The sequence below is a fragment of the Sporosarcina sp. resist genome (genome assembly GCF_014302295.1).
In the GTDB taxonomy this organism is placed as follows: Bacteria; Bacillota; Bacilli; order Bacillales_A; family Planococcaceae; genus Sporosarcina; species Sporosarcina psychrophila.
Genome location: NZ_CP060287.1, coordinates 2651767 through 2671408, shown reverse-complemented (window position 1 = coordinate 2671408; position 19642 = coordinate 2651767). Strand labels below are relative to the sequence as shown.

Annotated in this window: 17 protein-coding genes; 15 read left to right on the top strand and 2 right to left on the bottom strand. The window is 38.1% G+C overall.

The window, feature by feature from the left end; genetic code table 11:
• Window positions 1–23 precede the first annotated feature (23 nt).
• Window positions 24–1334 (top strand): GntP family permease, encoded by a 1311-nt coding sequence (locus tag H7992_RS12995; RefSeq protein WP_187044868.1) that lies wholly within the window; start codon window positions 24–26, stop codon window positions 1332–1334.
• Between the two features lie 199 nt (window positions 1335–1533).
• Window positions 1534–1797, top strand: a complete 264-nt coding sequence (locus H7992_RS12990; RefSeq protein WP_187044867.1) for an SDR family oxidoreductase — start codon at window positions 1534–1536, stop codon at window positions 1795–1797.
• A gap of 519 nt (window positions 1798–2316) precedes the next feature.
• Here the strand turns inward: H7992_RS12990 and H7992_RS12985 are convergent.
• Window positions 2317–2616, bottom strand: coding sequence for a DUF3243 domain-containing protein (locus tag H7992_RS12985; protein WP_067213947.1), 300 nt, complete (start codon window positions 2614–2616; stop codon window positions 2317–2319).
• A gap of 591 nt (window positions 2617–3207) precedes the next feature.
• Between H7992_RS12985 and H7992_RS12980 the strand changes: the two genes are divergently transcribed.
• The 9 genes from H7992_RS12980 to H7992_RS12940 all read left to right on the top strand — a co-directional run bounded on the left by H7992_RS12980 (window position 3208) and on the right by H7992_RS12940 (window position 15104).
• The gene (locus tag H7992_RS12980; protein ID WP_187044866.1) at window positions 3208–3882 is read left to right on the top strand and encodes a response regulator transcription factor; all 675 of its coding nucleotides are present in this window, start codon (window positions 3208–3210) and stop codon (window positions 3880–3882) included.
• A 5-nt stretch (window positions 3883–3887) separates the two neighbouring features.
• A complete protein-coding gene (locus tag H7992_RS12975) occupies window positions 3888–4922 on the top strand; it encodes a HAMP domain-containing sensor histidine kinase (protein ID WP_255428694.1) in 1035 nt (344 codons plus the stop codon).
• A gap of 45 nt (window positions 4923–4967) precedes the next feature.
• Entirely contained in the window at window positions 4968–6692 is a 1725-nt protein-coding gene (locus tag H7992_RS12970; protein WP_067209387.1) for an ABC transporter ATP-binding protein, read from the top strand.
• Window positions 6689–8551 (top strand): ABC transporter ATP-binding protein, encoded by a 1863-nt coding sequence (locus H7992_RS12965; RefSeq protein ID WP_187044865.1) that lies wholly within the window; start codon window positions 6689–6691, stop codon window positions 8549–8551. Before H7992_RS12970 ends, H7992_RS12965 begins: the two co-directional genes overlap by 4 nt.
• A gap of 292 nt (window positions 8552–8843) precedes the next feature.
• Window positions 8844–9974: a radical SAM/CxCxxxxC motif protein YfkAB gene (gene yfkAB / locus H7992_RS12960; protein WP_187044864.1), complete on the top strand. Its 1131-nt coding sequence runs from the start codon at window positions 8844–8846 to the stop codon at window positions 9972–9974.
• Between the two features lie 150 nt (window positions 9975–10124).
• Window positions 10125–11084 (top strand): GNAT family N-acetyltransferase, encoded by a 960-nt coding sequence (locus tag H7992_RS12955; RefSeq protein ID WP_187044863.1) that lies wholly within the window; start codon window positions 10125–10127, stop codon window positions 11082–11084.
• 116 nt (window positions 11085–11200) lie between these two features.
• The gene (locus H7992_RS12950; RefSeq protein WP_187044862.1) at window positions 11201–12679 is read left to right on the top strand and encodes an amidase family protein; all 1479 of its coding nucleotides are present in this window, start codon (window positions 11201–11203) and stop codon (window positions 12677–12679) included.
• Between the two features lie 631 nt (window positions 12680–13310).
• Window positions 13311–13808: a sigma-70 family RNA polymerase sigma factor gene (locus H7992_RS12945; RefSeq protein WP_187044861.1), complete on the top strand. Its 498-nt coding sequence runs from the start codon at window positions 13311–13313 to the stop codon at window positions 13806–13808.
• Entirely contained in the window at window positions 13809–15104 is a 1296-nt protein-coding gene (locus tag H7992_RS12940) for a DUF4179 domain-containing protein (RefSeq protein WP_187044860.1), read from the top strand.
• A 456-nt stretch (window positions 15105–15560) separates the two neighbouring features.
• Here the strand turns inward: H7992_RS12940 and H7992_RS12935 are convergent, their stop codons facing one another.
• The gene (locus tag H7992_RS12935) at window positions 15561–16169 is read right to left on the bottom strand and encodes a zinc dependent phospholipase C family protein (protein ID WP_187044859.1); all 609 of its coding nucleotides are present in this window, start codon (window positions 16167–16169) and stop codon (window positions 15561–15563) included.
• 357 nt (window positions 16170–16526) lie between these two features.
• On the opposite strand from H7992_RS12935, the gene H7992_RS12930 reads away from it, so the two are divergent.
• The 4 genes from H7992_RS12930 to H7992_RS12915 all read left to right on the top strand — a co-directional run bounded on the left by H7992_RS12930 (window position 16527) and on the right by H7992_RS12915 (window position 19641).
• Complete coding sequence (locus tag H7992_RS12930) at window positions 16527–16970, top strand: lipoprotein (protein ID WP_187044858.1); 444 nt, start codon at window positions 16527–16529, stop codon at window positions 16968–16970.
• Window positions 16971–17262: 292 nt separating this feature from the next.
• Window positions 17263–17964 carry a YwaF family protein gene (locus H7992_RS12925; RefSeq protein ID WP_187044857.1) on the top strand — a complete coding sequence of 234 codons (702 nt, stop codon included), beginning with the start codon at window positions 17263–17265 and terminating at the stop codon, window positions 17962–17964.
• Window positions 17965–18080: 116 nt separating this feature from the next.
• Complete coding sequence (locus H7992_RS12920; protein WP_067209368.1) at window positions 18081–18812, top strand: EcsC family protein; 732 nt, start codon at window positions 18081–18083, stop codon at window positions 18810–18812.
• A gap of 28 nt (window positions 18813–18840) precedes the next feature.
• Window positions 18841–19641, top strand: a complete 801-nt coding sequence (locus H7992_RS12915; protein WP_187044856.1) for a DUF4097 family beta strand repeat-containing protein — start codon at window positions 18841–18843, stop codon at window positions 19639–19641.
• Window position 19642: the final 1 nt, after the last annotated feature.

Below are 19642 nucleotides of genomic sequence, written 5' to 3'. Positions count from 1 at the left end.
GAAATATACAAGGGGGAATGGGAATGTGGAGTATAACTACGATAGTTCTTTCATTAATTTTATTAATATTCCTTGCGTTAAGGGGATTTACAATTATCATTATTGCCCCGATTGTCAGCTTATTTGTTATAGTGCTAAACGGTATGCCAATTTTAGAAACATTTCAAAATGACTATATGGGTGGGTTTGTTAACTATGCAAAGAATTACTACTTAATTTTCCTTTTTGCTGCAATGTTTGGGAAATTCATGGATGACAGTGGAGCAGCAAGAAGAATCGCAGAATCATTGTTGAAAGTTTTAGGTAAAAACAGTAAATATAAAGTATTGGTTTCAATTATGGTGATTTGTGCATTTTTAACATATGGCGGTATTAGTTTGTTCGTTGTTATTTTTGCAGTTTTACCAATTGCTAAACCACTTTTCAAAGAAATGGATATACCTTGGCATTTATTTTTGGCACCCTTTTTCATTGGAATCGGAACATTTACGATGACAATGTTACCTGGAACACCTTCAATTCAAAATATTATTCCAATTAGTTATTTAAACACTAGTGTTACATCGGGAGCATGGATTGGAATTGCAGGAACCATCACTGTCCTTGTGCTTAATCTTTGGTATTTAAAATATGCCTTAAATAGGTCTGAGAAAAAAGGCGAAACTTATGCAACAATGAAAAATCTTGAGGATAAAAAAGATGAGGAAATCATCGATAAGTATGCTAACAAAAAATTACCCAATTTAATGTTAAGTATGACCCCGCCAATACTTTTATTAGTTTTATTAAACTTATTAAAAATAGAAGTCTTATATACATTAATGATTTCTGTTTTAATTTGTACAATCGTCTTTTGGAATTATATCGATATGAAAAAAGAAACAATCAACATCGGTGCAACGAATGCAGTTTTACCACTAATTAATACAAGTGCGGACGTTGGCTATGGAGCTGTTATTGCGGCAACATCAGGCTTTGCTATTTTCGTAGATATAATGACAAATGTTCCGGGAAGTCCGTTGATTTCACTTTATATTGCAACAACGGCTCTAGCTGGTATTACTGGATCAGCATCCGGCGGTTTAGGGATAGCGATGGAAACTTTATCAGAGACTTATGTGAATTTAGACTTAGATCCGAACGCAATTCATAGGATTGCAGCAATGGCATCTGGTGGTTTGGATTCCTTACCTCACAATGGAGCAGTAATAACGACTTTAGTTGTAACAGGACTAACACATAAAGATGGATACATACATGTTTTTATGACTTGCGTAATAGCTCCTATTCTATCAGCTATTCCGGCATTAATAGTTGCAATTTTGTTCTATTAATTATTTGATTAATCATGTTTATGTTGTTAGAGCGGGAATTCGGTATTTACTTAAAAATATCTTGCGGAGAGGTAATTGTTACTATCCTGCTTCAGAGAATTTAATAGTCTAGTAAGTCATTAGGACTTGTTATATTCCGTGTTGGAGGTGGTCAAGGTGTCGTAATCATTATAGGGGCAATGTGAAAGAGTACCAGTTGTTGGTGCAGCTGCAGCTATGTTATTTGGTAAACAAGGTGCATACGTTATTTGGTAAACAAGGTGCATGGGTAGTCGTTCTTGATTTTGATCAACAAGCTGGGGATGCAAAAGTACAGGAATTACATTCATCCGGTATTGACGAGACTTTTTTCAAAGAAGATGTGTCGAACAACGAAGAAGTAGAAATAACGGCTACACAAGTACTTGAAAAGTTCGGGATAACGCTTTTCATCAAACGGAGAGTTAGCCTCAAAGTTAGTTGAAGCATGGATAATAAATGAATAAGAAGATAGCGAATCTATTTGTTTTAAAGAAGGGGACAAGAAAGAGCAATGATGATTGTAAGTTTTCTTTTAATCGGTTGGATATTAAGTTAGTTTAAGTTTAATGCGTTGTTTATTCAGGCATTCAAAGAACTGTTTAACAATGAAATCACGATTGCAAGTTATTATGTTGTGTTTTTTTGTGTTGGTACACTTGGCGATTTGATTTTATTTTTTAATGGAGCCTATAATGTTTGTTTTTACAAATCGTTTCTTCAACTAATAAGGAACTTTAGTTGAAGGTGGGCGTGAGATCATATACGGGCCATCTATTTGCATTGAAATCCGCTGGTCCAAAATATTCCGCAGCTGTAACTGTATGGGTGTTAGCGGTTAATATACTTGTTGCGATAAATAAGTAAGATAAAGTAAAAGCGACCCATCCACAGATTAGCGGATAGGTCGCATTTTGATTAATTACAGTCATTTATTTAATATAAACATGAACTACTCGTTTTACTAAGCTTTCCGTACCATTTCCAGTAACATATGCGCTAATGTGTGTTGCGCTTCTTTAGAACCGGAATTCCAAAGTTCCATTAGCATTTTTTCCTCCCTATTGCGGGGCTCTTCGTGTTTAGCGAGATAATTTGCAACTAATTCTGTAGTTTTGGCAAGTTTTTCTTCACTCAAGCCCATGTTTTCCCCTAACTCAACTTTCTCCGAAAGATACTGTTTGAATCGATTAAAGTTTTCTAAAATTTCGTCCTTTTTCTCGACGTCAATCTGAGATAATTCTTTTTGTACTTTATCCTTCATATCCACTAAAAACACTCCCTTTTTTGTTTGAACTTATAGTGTTCACTTAAACTCAGTGCTATAAACAGGAAAATAATTACTTCGATTTCTTTATGGAAATGAGTTTTTTATTTATATTACAAACAATAACTCGGTATGGTGAATCAAAAGGGGAAGCAAGTGTGTGCAATTAATTAGTTACGTCTGTTGAATATAAGGAGTCATTGTAAAGGATGTACATGGCGAAAGACTATTTAATCGGTAAATTGAATATGAAGTTTTTATAGAAGAATCCGAAGACGTGCGCGATAAAGTCAGCAATATACTTGAAAAGCTGAACAATAAAAGCAGTCAGCTTCTCAATCGAGATGATAGCTGTTTTTTTTTCGTTATGGGTTGTGCGCCTATCAGCGTTTTTTAAAATCCTCCCCAACCATCCTGTTTTATATCACTTCTTTTACAAAGCTGTATAATGTGAAGAAGCGCTAAACGCTGATATTACTGGGTTAGTAATTAATAAATACCTTCATTTGATAACCGTTGTTTATATTGAGTTTACATGCATCTATTAAAATGAATTAATTGTTGAGCAAAGAAAGAAGGTGTTCAAGCATGGCGAAGGTATTAATTGTAGATGATGATCCACATATGCGCGAGTTGGTCGGACTTTTCTTACGTCCAGACGGCCTTGAAATTGTTGAAGCATGTGATGGTGTTGAAGCATTGGTAGCACTGGAGTCATTTAAGGCAGACCTAGTTATTTTAGATATAATGATGCCAAACATGGATGGATGGGAGTTATGCCGAGAAATTAGAAAGCAGTATGATATCCCGTTGCTGATGCTGACAGCCAAAGGAGATACGACACAGAAAGTCAAAGGGTTTGAGTTGGGTACAGACGATTATCTTGTGAAACCATTTGAGCCAGCTGAACTTGTTGCACGGGTAAAAGCGCTACTTAAACGCTATCGAATTGCAATTTCGCAGACGGTTCAGGTAGGCGAACTGATGATGAATCGCAAAACATATGAAGTGTTCTTGGAAAATCGAAACGTGGAGCTACCGCTGAAAGAATTTGAATTGCTGTTTAAATTAGCGAGCTATCCAGGTAAAACCTTTTCGCGGGAGCAGTTGATTGAGGATATATGGGGGTATGATTACGAAGGTACAGATCGAACGGTTGACGTGCATATTAATCGATTGCGCGAGCGTTTTTCCGATCACTGTGATTCCTTTAAGATTAGCACCATTCGTGGATTAGGTTATCGCCTAGAGGTAGAAGGTTGAGAAAAGTGCTGCGTATTGGAACGGCCGTAATTGCGTGGTTAATCGTAACTGTTTGCTACTGGTCGCTAGCTTACTTAGGAACTTCGTTCATTCATAAGAAATGGGATTTGCATATCAGTGACTTCTCTAGAGGGCTGATTACACTATTTGCAATGATCTTCCTTTTTATTCTTACTAGCTGGATTTTTTCGAGGTTTGTTTCTCCACGCCGAATGGATTTTTTCACAATGATGATTGATGCCATGCGAAGAATTTCCAAGGGCGATTATGATGTCAAGTTGGCGAATCAATTTAAACATAAAAAGAATCATCCTTTTGGAAAAATAGTAGAGAGCATTAATGAGATGGCGGTAGAGCTGAATCAAATAGAGCAAATGCGTCAAGAGTTTATCTCCAATGTCTCGCATGAAATCCAATCGCCACTTGCCTCGATTAGTGGTTTTGCTACTGTCTTAAAGCAAAGCGATTTAACGTTAAAGGAACGGGAACATTATCTTGGGATTATTGAAACCGAGAGTAGGCGATTAGCCAATCTAAGCGATAATTTACTGAAGCTAACATCCATAGAATCTCAACATCACCCTTTTGAGCCAGTAGCGTATCGTTTGGATAAACAAATTCGTGAAATCATTCTATCTTGTGAACCTCAATGGGTTGCTGAATCGTTGGAGTTGGATATTTCATTAGATGAAGTGGAAATCATCGCTGACGAAGAGCTGATGAGTCAGGTATGGATTAATCTCATTAACAATAGTATCAAGTTCACACCTAGTGGTAGTAGTCTGAAAATAGTTCTATATCAGCGTGCGCAGGAAGCAGTTGTGACCATTGCGGATACAGGAATGGGTATAGCTGAGGAAGATCAAGCGCATATATTTGAGCGCTTCTATAAAGTGGATAAATCACGTAATCGTATGCTAGGTGGAAGCGGCTTAGGTTTGTCCATTACGAAGAAAATCATCGACATGCATAATGGTTCTATTCAAGTACAAAGTAAATTGAATGAAGGCACTATTTTTACAGTTACTTTGCTAATTTAAGAAAGTGATTGTCAGGAAGTCTATAGAACAAGGAGAATCTGTGGAATGTTAAAATTGTTAAAAAATTTATCCGTCTACAAATGGATTGTACTAGCGATATTAGGACTTGTTTTCATTCAATCGATGTCGGATCTATTTTTGCCGACGCTAATGGCGGATATTATCGACAAAGGAGTCGTTATTGGTGATATCCCGTATATTTGGAAGATTGGAGGAATCATGCTCTTAGTTGCTGCACTTGGGGCGATTGCATCTGTTGTTGCAAGTTACTACTCTTCAAAAGCGGCAATGGGATTAGGTCGGGATATCCGCCGAAAAGTATTTGATCATGTGGAGAATTTTTCACTTCAAGATTTTGATGAAATTGGCACGGCATCACTGATTACTAGAACGACAAATGATATCACGCAAGTGCAGCAAGTGGTCATTATGATGCTAAGGATGGTCGTAAGTGCTCCGATTATGCTGGTTGGCGGTATAATTATGGCTGTTTCAAAGGATGCAAAGTTATCGTTAATTATTGTTGCGGCGATGCCTATATTAATCGGTTCAGTGTTACTTATTCTTTATAAAGGAGTACCACTGTTCCAAACTGTGCAAACGCGATTGGACCGGCTAAACCTTGTTTTACGCGAGAACTTAACAGGTATTCGTGTGATTCGTGCGTTTAACCGTGAAAAACAAGAACAGGTTCGCTTAAAGAAAGCGAATAAAGATCTGACTGATGTATCGATAAAGGTTAACAAGATGATGGCATTTTTAATGCCTGTTATGATGCTCGTTATGAACCTAACCGTTGTTGGGGTAATTTGGTTTGGTGGACTTAGAATTGATAATGGTGCCATGCAAATTGGGGATTTGATGGCATTTATACAATACGTTATGCAGATTATGTTCGCACTTGTTATGGCATCGATGATGTTTGTTATGATACCTCGAGCTGCTGTTTCAGCAAAACGGATTAACGAAGTTCTTGCGATGCAACCAACGTTTCTGGATGAAGGTACTAAAAAAGCGGACAAAGAGCCCGGAACACTTGAATTTGACAGTGTATCATTCAGCTACCCAGGTGCCGAGGCGCCAGCATTATCGGATATTAGCTTTACGGCAAAATCGGGTAAAGTGACCGCTATTATTGGCGGAACAGGCGCGGGAAAAACAACGCTTATTAACTTGATTCCACGCTTTTATGACGTTACTTCCGGTACGATTCGCGTCAATGGTGTTGATATTCGCGAATCATCACAAGAAGAAGTACGATCGAAAATCGGCTTCGTTCCGCAAAAAGCGCTGCTCTTTTCCGGTACGATTGCTGAAAACATTCGTTTCGGCAAACAAGATGCAACGCAAGCTGAAATCGAGCATGCTGCTCGTACTGCGCAAGCTGAAGATTTCATTTCAAGGATGGATGACGGCTACGATGCTGTTATTTCTCAAGGTGGGTCGAATGTGTCAGGAGGTCAAAAACAACGATTGTCCATTGCGCGTGCGTTAATTCGCAAACCGGATATTTACATTTTCGATGATAGTTTCTCTGCACTTGATTACAAAACGGATGCAAATTTACGTGCTGCTTTAAAAGATGAAACGGAGCAAGCGACTGTCCTCATCGTTGCACAACGTGTTAGTACCGTTATCGATGCGGATCAGATCATTGTCATAGACAACGGCGGAATTGCCGGCATTGGTACGCACGAGGAACTTCTTGAACATAATCAGGTCTATCGTGAAATCGTCGAATCACAGATCTCGGAGGAGGAAATCGCATGAGTGAACAAAAACAGTCACGACCTCAAGGCGGAGCCCCAATGGGACCTGGCGGAGGAAATATGATGATGATGACAGGGAAAAAGGCCAAGGATTTTAAAGGTACATTACGACGCCTGATTGGTTATTTAAAACCCCGTCGCAATTCATTAATCGCTGTATTTTTTGCGGCAATTTTAAGTACAGTCTTTATGATTGTAGGACCTAAAATAATGGGGAATGCGATTACCGAATTATTTGAAGGTGCTTATGGCAAGGCCACAGGTGTGCCTGGTGCAGGAATTGATTTTGAGGCAATCGGTAAGTTACTCCTTTTACTCGCAGGGTTATATGTCATCAGTAGCCTATTTAGCTATATTCAACAATACATCATGTCGAGTGTGGCACAAAAAACGGTGTATGATTTACGGGAAGACGTCAACGGCAAGCTTAAGAAACTACCGCTTAAATATTACGACGGCCGCCCGGTTGGTGAAACACTTAGCCGGGTAACGAATGATATTGATACAATTGGAAGCACATTGCAACAGAGTTTGACGCAATTTATCACATCAGTTGTTACAATTGTTGGGATTCTTATCATGATGTTAACGATCAGCCCTGTGTTGACACTTATTGCGCTCGTCAGTTTACCCCTATCGTTGTTTGGCATTCGGCCAATTTTGAAGAGGTCACAAAAGCATTTCGCTGCCCAACAACGTACGCTTGGTCAATTGAATAGCCATGTTGAAGAGATGTACACAGGTCACCAAGTCGTCAAAGCATTCGGCCATGAGCGAAAGTCCGTTGCTGAATTTGATGAGGTGAATGAACAATTATATGATGCTGGCCGTAAAGCCCAATTCATTTCCGGGATTATCATGCCAGTGATGTCTTTGATTGGGAACCTCAGCTATGTCGTTATCTGTGTAGTTGGTGGTATTTTAGTAACACAGCGCGCTATTTCAATCGGGGATATTCAAGCGTTCATTACGTATACACGTCAATTCACACAGCCGATTATGCAAACGGCAAATATCGCGAATATCATTCAGTCGACTGTCGCCGCAGCGGAGCGGGTCTTTGAACTTCTTGATGAGGGAGAAGAAATAAAAGAAGTTACAATAGCGAGTTTAACGCGTGCAGAAGGTACAGTGACATTTGAACAAGTCGACTTTGGTTACGGGGACGATTTGTTAATTGAAGATATGAACATTGACGTGAGCCCAGGTCAAACAGTCGCCATTGTAGGGCCAACTGGTGCCGGGAAAACGACATTGATTAATTTATTGATGCGTTTTTACGAACTGAACGGCGGGAAGATTACAATTGACGGACTCGACACACGTGATATGTCACGTGAAGATCTTCGAACGACTTTTGGAATGGTTCTACAAGATACATGGCTCTTTAATGGGACGATTAAAGACAATATCGCTTTCGGGAAAGAGGGCGCAACGGATGATGAGATTTTCGCTGCATCCAAAATGGCTCATGCCGATCACTTTATTCGAACATTGCCGGAGGGCTATGATACAGTCTTGAATGAGGAAGCATCTAACATTTCTCAAGGACAAAAGCAACTTATTACGATAGCTCGTGCCGTTCTGGCAAATCCTCCTGTTATGATTTTGGATGAAGCGACGTCGAGTGTAGATACACGGACAGAGCTCCTCATTCAACAGGCGATGAACCGCTTAATGGAAGGGAGAACGAGCTTTGTCATTGCTCACCGTCTTTCAACGATCCGGGATGCTGATCTAATCATCGTAATGGATCAAGGGAAGGTAATTGAACAAGGAACACATAACGAGCTGTTGGAAGAGAACGGCTTTTACGCAGATTTGTACAACAGCCAGTTTTCTAATAAACCTGCAGTGTAACAGCAAAAGCGGAAGCGTCTGTTCTGCCCCGATTAGCACTGGAAGGCTTGAAGATAAAGGCGCTCTTTGCCTTTATCAGCAAGACTGAAGTGACTCGAGGGGCAAGGCGCTGGAAGTCTGGACGAGACAAAAGCGGAAGCGCCTGTTCAGAGGCACTTAAGTCTAGACGAGGTAGAAATACCCCATCCACGAATTGATTTCTTGGATAGGGTATTTTTTATGCCTTGCGAAAGGTCCACTTGAGGTGCATACTATTTTAGTAGCTTATTATACGTATAGGAGTTAATAAAAAATGAAAACTGATGTAGCAACACTCAAAAAAATGACGCCTGCTTACGATCCATGGGAAGCATACTTGGATGTACAGGAGCATGGTAAACTGACATTGTCTAGCATTGAATTCACGACGACGTATTTATGCAATATGCGTTGTGAACATTGTGCAGTCGGGTATATGTTACAGCATAAAGATCCTGAAGCATTACAAGTAGCATTGCTACTGTCTCGCCTAGATGAAATTCCACAATTACGAACTATAAGTATCACAGGCGGAGAGCCGATGTTCTCTAAAAAGTCGGTAGAGAACTATGTTCTACCGTTATTAAAGTATGCGCATGAACGTGGAGTCCGTACACAAATGAATTCGAACTTAACGATGCCACTCGACCGCTATATGGCAATTGCACCCTATTTGGACGTCTTACATATTTCACATAACTGGGGCACAGTTGACGACTTCGTGGACGGTGGATTCGCTAATATGGAACGTAAACCACCTCGAGAGCGTCGCGCTGAGCAATTCCAGCGGATGATCGATAACAGCCGAGCATTGGCTGAAGCAGGTGTCATGGTTTCAGCGGAAACGATGTTGAATAAACGGACGTTGCCGCATCTAGAACATATTCATCGACAAGTCGTAGAGGAAATGAAATGTGCGCGCCATGAGGTGCACCCGATGTATCCAAGTGATTTCGCTTCTCAGCTTGAAGTGCTTTCATTAGATGAAACGCGGAAAGCGATTCATGAGCTACTGGATCATCGTGACGAAGATGTCTGGATGCTGTTTGGTACATTGCCATTTTATGCGTGCAGTGATAACGAAGATGATTTGGCGCTGTTAAAACGAATTTACAACAGTAAAAACGTATCAGTACGTAATGACCCAGATGGCAGATCCCGTCTGAACGTCAATATTTTCACTGGTGATGTGATTGTCACGGATTTTGGTGATACACCGCCAATGGGCAATATTCAAACGGAATCGCTTCCTGTAATGCTCGACCGCTGGCTTGAGCGCCCACTTGCAAAAACGATTGGTTGCCATTGTCCCGCGGTTAACTGCTTAGGGCCTAATTTATTGGTAAAAGAAGCATATTATCCTGAGATGGACTTCACGAAGAGGATTACGGCTATTACACGTTAATCTAAACTAAAAACGACACGACTATGAGCATTGATCGCTTATAGTCGTGTCGTTTTTACGTGGATGCAGTGTTTTTCTTCAATTGAATAAAACATTAGGATTATTATGATAAAATGGAAGCGGGAAAAGAAAATGGAGGAGAACCTAAAAATGCCAATGTTAACTATTGAAAAGGCATCAATAGCTGATGCGGAACTATTAACGAAGATTAAGAAAAAAACATTTGATGAAGAGGCTAGAAAATGGCTGACAAAACAAGAGGATATTATTGATTATAATATCCAACCATCAAACTATGCTTCAATCGAAGCTGCTAAATATATGATTAGAGAATTGAATTATTATAAGATTATCTGTAATGGAGAGATTGTCGGTGGTGTTGTTGTTACATTGTCGGGGAAAACTCACGGGAGAATTGACCGTTTATTTATAATTCCTGCATTTCAAGGGAAAGGCATAGGCTCAAAAGTCATTGGTTTATTAGAAGAATCGTTCCCTAATGTTTTAACTTGGGACCTGGAAACCTCTAGTAGACAACTTAATAATCACTACTTTTACGAAAAATTGGGTTTTAAGAAAACCTTTCAAACGGAAGAGGAATACGGTTACGAAAAGCGGAAAAAAAGTGTTTCGTTAGGAGTTGATATACAAAGCCAAAGTTTAGAAATTAGGAATTTTCAAGTTCAAAATAAAGACCTTTCTAAAATACAGTATGAAAATTGCGGTATGGTTGAAACCGATTATTATCAGGTTAACCTAACAGGCAGTTCATTTGGTAATAGTAATCTGATGAAAAGCCATTTTAACAATTGCAATCTTAGCCATTCAAAGTTTCAAAACATAAATCTAAGAGATACTCTGATTGCTGATTTAAATCTATCAAACAGTGAATTTATGCTGGTTACATTGGGCGGGGTTCATTTCACTGATACAAATCTTGGTGAAACAAAAGCACCACTATCTTTTGAGAGGTGCGATCTCGAAGGAAGCAAGTTTATTGACTGTAATCTTAAGAATATTGATATACAACAAAGTGAGTTTTCCGGTATGAAAATCAATGGCATTCTAGTTGAAGAACTACTTGAAGCATATTATCAAGTAACTAAATGACCATAAAGAGGCATTCGTGAAAAGTGTCTTCAAAAAAAGAACATATGATTTAAAATAGAAAAATGACTTATGACAATTAAATAAGGGAAATGAAAATGGTTTGAGGGAGGGGTAAAGTGGAAATTAACTTCAACAATTTTTTTAGAGAAGAATTAACGATTAATGATATACAAGCAGCTATGGAAAACGGAGAAGTAACGTCAAAAGAGTTGATCATGTATTACCTCTATAGAATAGCAAAGTATGATCAAGATGGTACAAAAATAAATTCTGTCCTTGAAATAAATCCTGATGCAATCTTTATCGCTGAAGCACTAGATTACGAAAGAAAAACAAAGGGTGTTAGAGGACCTTTACATGGTATTCCTGTATTACTTAAAGACAATATTGAAACAAATGATTCCATGCATACGAGTGCAGGAACAATCGCATTAGAAAGTCATAGTAGTAGTGAAGATGCATTCCTTGTTGAAAAACTTCGCAAAGCAGGTGTGGTGATCTTAGGTAAGGCAAATATGACAGAATTAGCGAATGGGATGTCGAATACAATGTGGGCAGGCTATAGTTCCAGAGGTGGGCAAGTACTGAACCCATATGGTGATGCTGAACTTTATGTTGGTGGATCGAGCTCAGGCTCTGCTGTGGCAGTTGCGGCAAATTTTACAGTATTGTCAGTTGGCACTGAAACAGATGCTTCTATTCTAAGTCCAGCGGTTACAAACTCGGTGGTAGGTATAAAACCTACTGTTGGATTGATTAGCCGTACTGGAATAATCCCTTTCACATATTCCCAAGACACGGCAGGACCAATGGCAAGAACGGTTACGGACGCAGCAATTTTATTAGGAGCTTTAGCGGGTGTCGATAAACTTGACGCTGCAACTCATAAAAGTGAAGGAAGGCAACAACAGGATTATTCAATTTACTTGGATTCTGTGGGGTTAAAGGGTGCTAAAATAGGTGTATTCACCAATGCTTCTAAAGAGTTTTATGAATCTGAGGAATACGATGATGAATTATTTAAGAATGCCATTCAAACCTTAAGTGAAGAAGGTGCTATGGTCATTAAGGATATCGAGATCCCTTCTTTTCATAGAGAGTGGAAAAGGGAGGTATTAATATCTGAGTTGAAACATAGCTTAGAAAATTATCTTTCCAAACTCCCCTCTCATTTGCCTGTGCACTCTATAACTGAATTGATTCAGTTTAATAACAGTGCTGCAGATAGAGCATTAAAATATGGGCAGAATAAGTTGGAGGAAATGGTTGGATTGCCTAACACGCTTAGGAATCCTGAATATTTGAAGGCAAAACTGGATGATTTATATTTTTCTCAGATAGGAATTGATTCTGCTTTAAAAAAGTATGATCTAGATGCTATTCTTTTTCCATCCTATATAGGATCAACGATTTGTGCCAAAGCTGGGTATCCTTCCATTGCTATTCCTGCGGGCTATATGAGAAGTGGACGACCTTTTGGTGTAACTTTGGCAAGTACTGCTTTTAATGAAGGGATTTTAATAAAACTTGCCTATGCATTTGAACAGGCTACTAATCATCGAAAAATGCCTAACTTGATATATCACGAAAGTTAACTTGATGAGCAGCTATTTTGCGGTACTGTCACTCATTCAAACACTGCACTTTTCCATATTATCTCTAATGGATGTACCAAAAAGCACCCGATAAAGCGGCGGAGAGTGATAGGTAGCCTTACCGTCTTTTTCGCTAAATTAAAAACTCGTTATTGTTATTCAATCGTACTCTATACGATAAGAAATTGTATATCGCTCAATAATTGAGCTGAGATTGTTATTAATTACTATAATTCGAGCAAAAAGGAGGGATAAAAAAATATCTTATCCATATTGGATGAAATGAAACATGGATTTTGTCTGTATTACTTCACTTAACGGGGACTCTCTTGTAAATTTGGTAACCTGAATAGTTGTTTTCTTTCTTGCCAAAAAGAATATAAAATATTCGATGGAATCATTGCTTTTATTCCTAATTTCAATCTTGGCGAATGTCTCTTTAATCCAAAAGATAAATGGTCACAAGAGTTAATTCACTCAAGTTATGAGGTTTCACCAATTATTTTGCTAACTAATAGAAGGAGTTAAGCAACGAGTTCACTAAATTTAGTTGAACTTGTTTTTTATTGAAAAAAATAAAATGAACGATTTACCAGTTTGAGCTGTCTAATAGGTAACAGGGGGTGGGAGTATGGAGCTGGATTTGGCGAAAAGGGCCATTGCGGGTGATGAACAGGCATTGGTGAAGCTGTTGGCACAACATGAAGATACGCTCTATCGTACGGCTTATGCGTATTTGAAAAATGAGCATGATGCTATTGAAGCTATGCAAGAGCTGACGTATCGAGCTTTAAAAAAGATGCATACCGTCAAAGAACCAACGTACATAGCAACCTGGCTTGTCCGAATTATCATCAATATTTGCCTAGATATGAAAAAGAAACAAGAGAAATTAGTCTACAATCATGAAATTGAACTAGCGTCGACAGATCATCAACCATTTGAAATGGCCGATATTATCACAAGTCTGCCAACAGAACAACAAGAACTTATCTATTTAAAATACTTCCAGGATCTGAAGAACGGAGAAATTGCACACTTGAAGCAAATTCCCGAAGGTACTGTGAAATCAAGGCTACATAAGACTTTAAAAAGATTACGCGTACTCATTGCAAAGGAGGAACTATAAATGACCAACTTGAATGAGCAGGACTGGCAGAAGCTAACGGAGGAATTGGAAGCGATTGAAATCCCAAAAGAAGCATTACATCAAGCACGTGTAAATGCCGTGCATCAGCATCGGTTGACTAAGAAGAGAAAGCGCGGTCTGTATTCAGTCGCCAGTGTAGCTGTCATTGTACTGCTGCTGTTTGTGACATCGATTCGCGTTTCCCCTGTGTTTGCACAGGCTGTGGCCAAAATCCCAGGGTTTTCTCCTATCGTTGGCATGATTGCTTATGATAAAGGAATCAGTGACATTGTCGAAAATAATTACTATGAAGAACTCGGAATTGTAGTAACGCAGGGCGACTATACCTTAACTTTACAGAATGTCGTAGCTGATCATTCGGGTATGACTATATTTTATAAGCTTGAATCCCCCTTTGATCTTTCTAAAGTGAGTATAACTTCTTTAGAGGTGTCTCAACAAGGTATTCCATTTGGTGTCGCAAGTTCATACAATGTCTCTAGATCGGGTGAAAGGACTGTACAGGAAGACAAAGTTGAAATTACGTCTGCTGATGAATTATCGTATGCTAATATGTCATTTGAATTTAATTTGGACTTGAGTGATCCATCAGAGACAAAGTTCGCCGTGCCATTTACACTCACCAAGCCCATTAAACAACCAAAAGTATATGAAGTGAACCAATCTGTTGTCGTAGATGGTCAAAAAATTGACATTAAACAATTGAAAATTTCGCCGTTACGCGCAGAAATCCGACTAACTACTGACGAACAAAACACAATGCATTTACTAAAGTTTACATCGGTTCGTTTGATTGATGAGAATGGTGAAGATTGGGGTCAACTAAGAAATGGAGATGGCGGTCTATTGCGTGATGGCGAAGTAAGTTTATTCATGCAGAGCAATTACTTCAGGCAGCCGAAAAAACTAACGTTAGTGATGGAGAGGATCGAAGCACTTCCAAAAGGCTCGGATTATATCGAGGTCGATTTTGAGCAACAGAAAGTGCTGTATGTGCCGAGTGGACTGGATATTGCTGTGCAAGTGCCATCCCGCAATACATTGGAAGTCACTTATCGACCTGGCGGTTGGCTATTATTGGCTGGATTATTTGACAAAGAAGGCAATGATTTAAGTAATAGTTTAATCGAAATGCATGCTAGCAGAGAAGCACCTTATGTCACAACAGTCTCTACATTTGATTTTGAGAATGAAGTGAATCCAATTCGTCTGAATATTAATAGCTATCCGCTGTATTTGGACGGCAAGGTGGAAATTGATATTCCATTGAATTAATATACATTCACAGTGGAATTGCTTTTTGTACAAGCGATGGTGTGATAGTTTATCAAACTCTTTTATACAATACGTATATGAAATTTGACGAACAGAACCAATTTTAATTAAACTTAATGGAATCGTTACACTTATCTGCCGGATCGATAAGTGGTGTAGCAAATAAATTGTGCCCGTCATGAGTTACACCAGATACACCCAGGTGATTTCGCTTCTTTGATGCCAAGCCGTTCAGGAAATTAATTGCCATTGCTCGAGAGTCTATTACTTCGAGGCGGATTTGTCGATAAAATATGCGTATTTGGCTGAATAACAATCTAACAATTAGGCTTTGAAATATAATAAAAACGACGTCCCTTATGAGAACATGCAATCTCATAAGGGACGTTGTTTTTAATTTTTAAGCAAAGTTAAACAATATTATTGATAATGAATCAAATGTAATTTAAAAATAAATTAAGTTAGTATAGATCTTATATTCAATAAGCCTTTATTAACTGATGCCTCTATATAACCAACTATCTGATTAAACGAAAATACATTAAGTTTTTCATTTATAACTTCCTTATCGTACTCCATATCGCCTAATATATAAGGAATGAACTCTTCAACTTCTTTGGACTTAACCTCTTGCAAATCAAAGATTGTAGGGGGATAACTGAGCATTTCTCTCAATTCATCCGTAAAATCATAGTATTCTAGTAATTTTCCATTCAGTAGCCGAAAATCATTATGGTATAAATTTAATAGTTCTTTATTAGCTTCCATTCTGTTTTTCAACCAAGGAAGATAAAAACCTTTCAGCCATATATCATCAGCGATTAAATGTGTGAAATACCCCAATAAATAATGACTTTCTGCTTTAGAACTATATTTATATAGAAATCCTTTATAATCAATGTATCTTGAATAATCTTGTACTTCACCCTTAAAGAAATGTGACAAGTCTTTAGGAGAAACTGCATCCGGGGCAATGCCTCCAAGTAAGAATGATGTTCTATCTTCTATCAATAGACGCTCTGCAATTTTATTAGCAATAACCAAATGCTTTATTCTTGAACCCATAATACCTCTCACCCTTCAATGATTTCTTTATCAATTCTGCTAGTAAGTTGAATGATGTAGTTGTTTATCTATTCAATAAATTAAGTTAATTTAACTTGAGTTTATCATAGGTAGCCCCAGTTGAGAACTGGTCACATCAGAAATCATTCTACAGACTGTTTCATTAGTATGTACTTTATACAAAAGAACATCCCATGGGACTATGTATTATAACCACATTAAATAACTTTCGAGTAATGAGATTTTTACGTCGTTAACAACGTATTATTGATAAAGGATGCATTAAATGATTTAGGCTATGCTATTTTCGAAATAGGTATAAGACGGAAGTAAACCATTATTACAAGGAGCGCTGTTGTGAAAAAGCGATTATCGTTAATTGTTCTGATGTTACTATTAACCGGGTGCAATTCGGATTTTTCATTTTCAGAAATAAGCATAGGTAATGCAAATGATGCTGTACAGGAATTTATTGAATATGCTGAAGTGAAGAATGGTAATTATCTCTACCTTGATGGTGAAAAAAATATGTATGTATTTATAAATGGAATTTACGTTAATCAAGGAAATGATGCCGTTTATTTTAGTGACTTTAATATAAGTGCTCAACAAGACACATTGAACGTGTTTATCAATCAAGAATATGATTCTGACTACTCAAACACCAAATTAAAATATCAAGTATTATATAAAATCAAAACGGTAGAGAAATATGATACGATAAACCTTTTTATCAATGGAAAACCCGTTTCGTTCGATGAAATATTCGGCAATGAACAGTTAATCGTGTATGAAATGTAGATACGCGTAATTGTTAACGACAATATGAACGGCCCAATTTTGAAAGCTATTCATAAGAGTCAAAAAAACATATTGAAGGATCCGGAGAAGTCTTTGGATACATGATGGCTACGCCTAGCATTCAACTTGCAACTTCGAGTATTTCAATGGTTTTCCTGTCGACATAAAGGTATCTTGCATAAAGATAGCCTATCCGGAATCAGCAAAAACGTATAAAATGGATAATAAGGTCGGGAAAGTGGATATTGTTTATAAATCAAGATAAAAGGACTTACAGAAATGGGGTACAAGGATGGCTGGCTATATTGAACCTTCCTTCTTATTATTTTCAATGGAGCATATGGCGGCAATAGGCGTGTTGTGCCTATCCATCTTATTGTTATTTATTTTAAGAAGGCGATGGTCGGTGTCGTCGAAGTATGAACGCCTTTTTGCGTTGACTTTATTGGTAATGGAAGTCCTTTATCATGTTTGGATGATTGTAACTGGGAGATGGGGACTTAGCATTTCGTTGCCGCTAGAATTATGCAGCATTAGTTTACTTGTTGCGATTGTTCTCTTATGGACAGGGAATAGGCATTTGTATGATTTCATCTTTTTTGCAGGTATTGGAGGGGCGCTTCAAGCGATGGCGACTCCTGTATTAGATGTTGGATTCCCGCATTTCAGGTATTTCCACTTTTTTTACACGCATATTGGAATCATAATAACGGCACTATACTTTACGTGGATGAAAGAATACAGACCTACTTTTATAGGAATCATCAAGACAATGATTATTTTAAACTTGTTGTTGCCACTTATATTTGCGGTTAATGTATTTTTCCAAGGCAACTATATGTTCTTAAGAGAAAAACCAGTCAACGGAAGTTTGCTTGACTACTTAGGACCCTATCCGTGGTACATTTTATCACTCGAAGGAGTAGCATTTTTGATTTTCGTCTGTTTGTGGCTACTATTTAGAAAGTGGCATTTTCGTGATGGGTCACGTTAACTACATCTTAAGACTGAGTTGCAATCACTTCTCAGGTCCATTTGAATTAAAATCCTATCCATTATACTAAATTGTAATCAGTGAATTGATTGCAACAGAGAGAAGGGTACAGAATTATGGTTGACTATACGATGAAAGTTCAAGAGGAGTTGCATTTTTGGAAGCGGAAAATGACAAAGCGATCAGGCATTATTAGCCGTACGTCAAAAAAAGCGCAAATGAAAGTGAATGGTCTTATTCCAGAAAAGTTTCATCAGGTAATGACAGAGAGCATAAAAAACATGGTGAAAGCCACTTTGGTCGGCTCTACTATCACGACGAAAAAAAGGCAATCAACCGTGCTAAGTCTATATGAGAGGGATGAGTTATTTAAGGAAAAGCTTTCGTCATTCCGCAAAACTGCTGTTATTGAAGGTGCAGGAACTGGAGCAGGGGGAATAATGCTAGGCCTTGTCGACTTTCCGCTTCTATTATCCATTAAAATGAAGTTTCTGTTTGAAGCCGCTGCGGTTTATGGATTTGATACGAATGAATATGAAGAGCGATTGTTCATTTTACATGTGTTCCAGCTTGCATTTTCAAGTGAGGAAACAAGGAAAGAGACATTATCTATTATTGAGAATTGGGAAGAAGAGAAACTTCTGATTGCTGATATGGATTGGAGGGACTTTCAGCAAGAATACCGAGATTACATTGATTTAGTGAAAATGTTTCAATTAATTCCTGGCTTCGGCGCGATTGTCGGCGCGTTTGCCAACTATAATCTGCTCGACCAGCTCGGGGAAGCGGCTATGAATTCATATCGGCTTCGTTTAATGCAAAGAACCTCGGATACAGAAAAAACTTAAAATCATAAATAAGGAGGTTTGGCATAAAATGTTTATTAGAAATAAAATGTTCATTATCGTAGCGTTGGTATTGCTTATTGTTGGTGGAATTGCATTGGTGTTCAATTCCGGGAATCACTTTGAAAATAACGCCAAGAAAAAAGTGATTGATGATCAATCATTTACGAGTATTGAAATTTTGACGACCAATGCAATGGTGGAGATCGTGCCAACCAAAGATTCGATAACGACAGTGTCGTATTCAGGGAAGACAAAGAAAAGGTCGAAATTCATTTTCGAGGCTGTTGTAAAAGAAAACACACTATCTGTTCAGTTCAAAGAAAAGCGGCGAAGTTTCATTAACTTTGGCTTATCCTCGTTAAACTTAAAGCTAATCGTGAAAGTGCCTGAAAAACAGTATGATCGAATTCAAGCGGAAAGCAATAACGGGCGGATCAAAGTGGAGAATATTCAAACGAAAGAGTTGGCACTGGAGACAGACAATGGCACGATTGAGTTAAAAACCATTGATGCTACAGCTGTCAATGTTAAAACTGATAACGGTGCAATTATACTAGATCATGTTGACGGTACGATTGTCGGAAGAACAGATAACGGGAGAATTTCCCTTGTAACAAACAATTTAGATCGACCGATTGAATTAACGACAGATAACGGTAAAATCGAGATTCAAACTGAAAAGGAACCGATGAATGCTACGATTGACGTTAAAACGGACAACGGAAGAATCAATGTTTTTGGATATGAAAACAAACATACGAAGTTCGGAAATGGTGAGAATTTAATTAAATTAAGAACGGATAATGGAAGAATAACGATAACGAAATGAT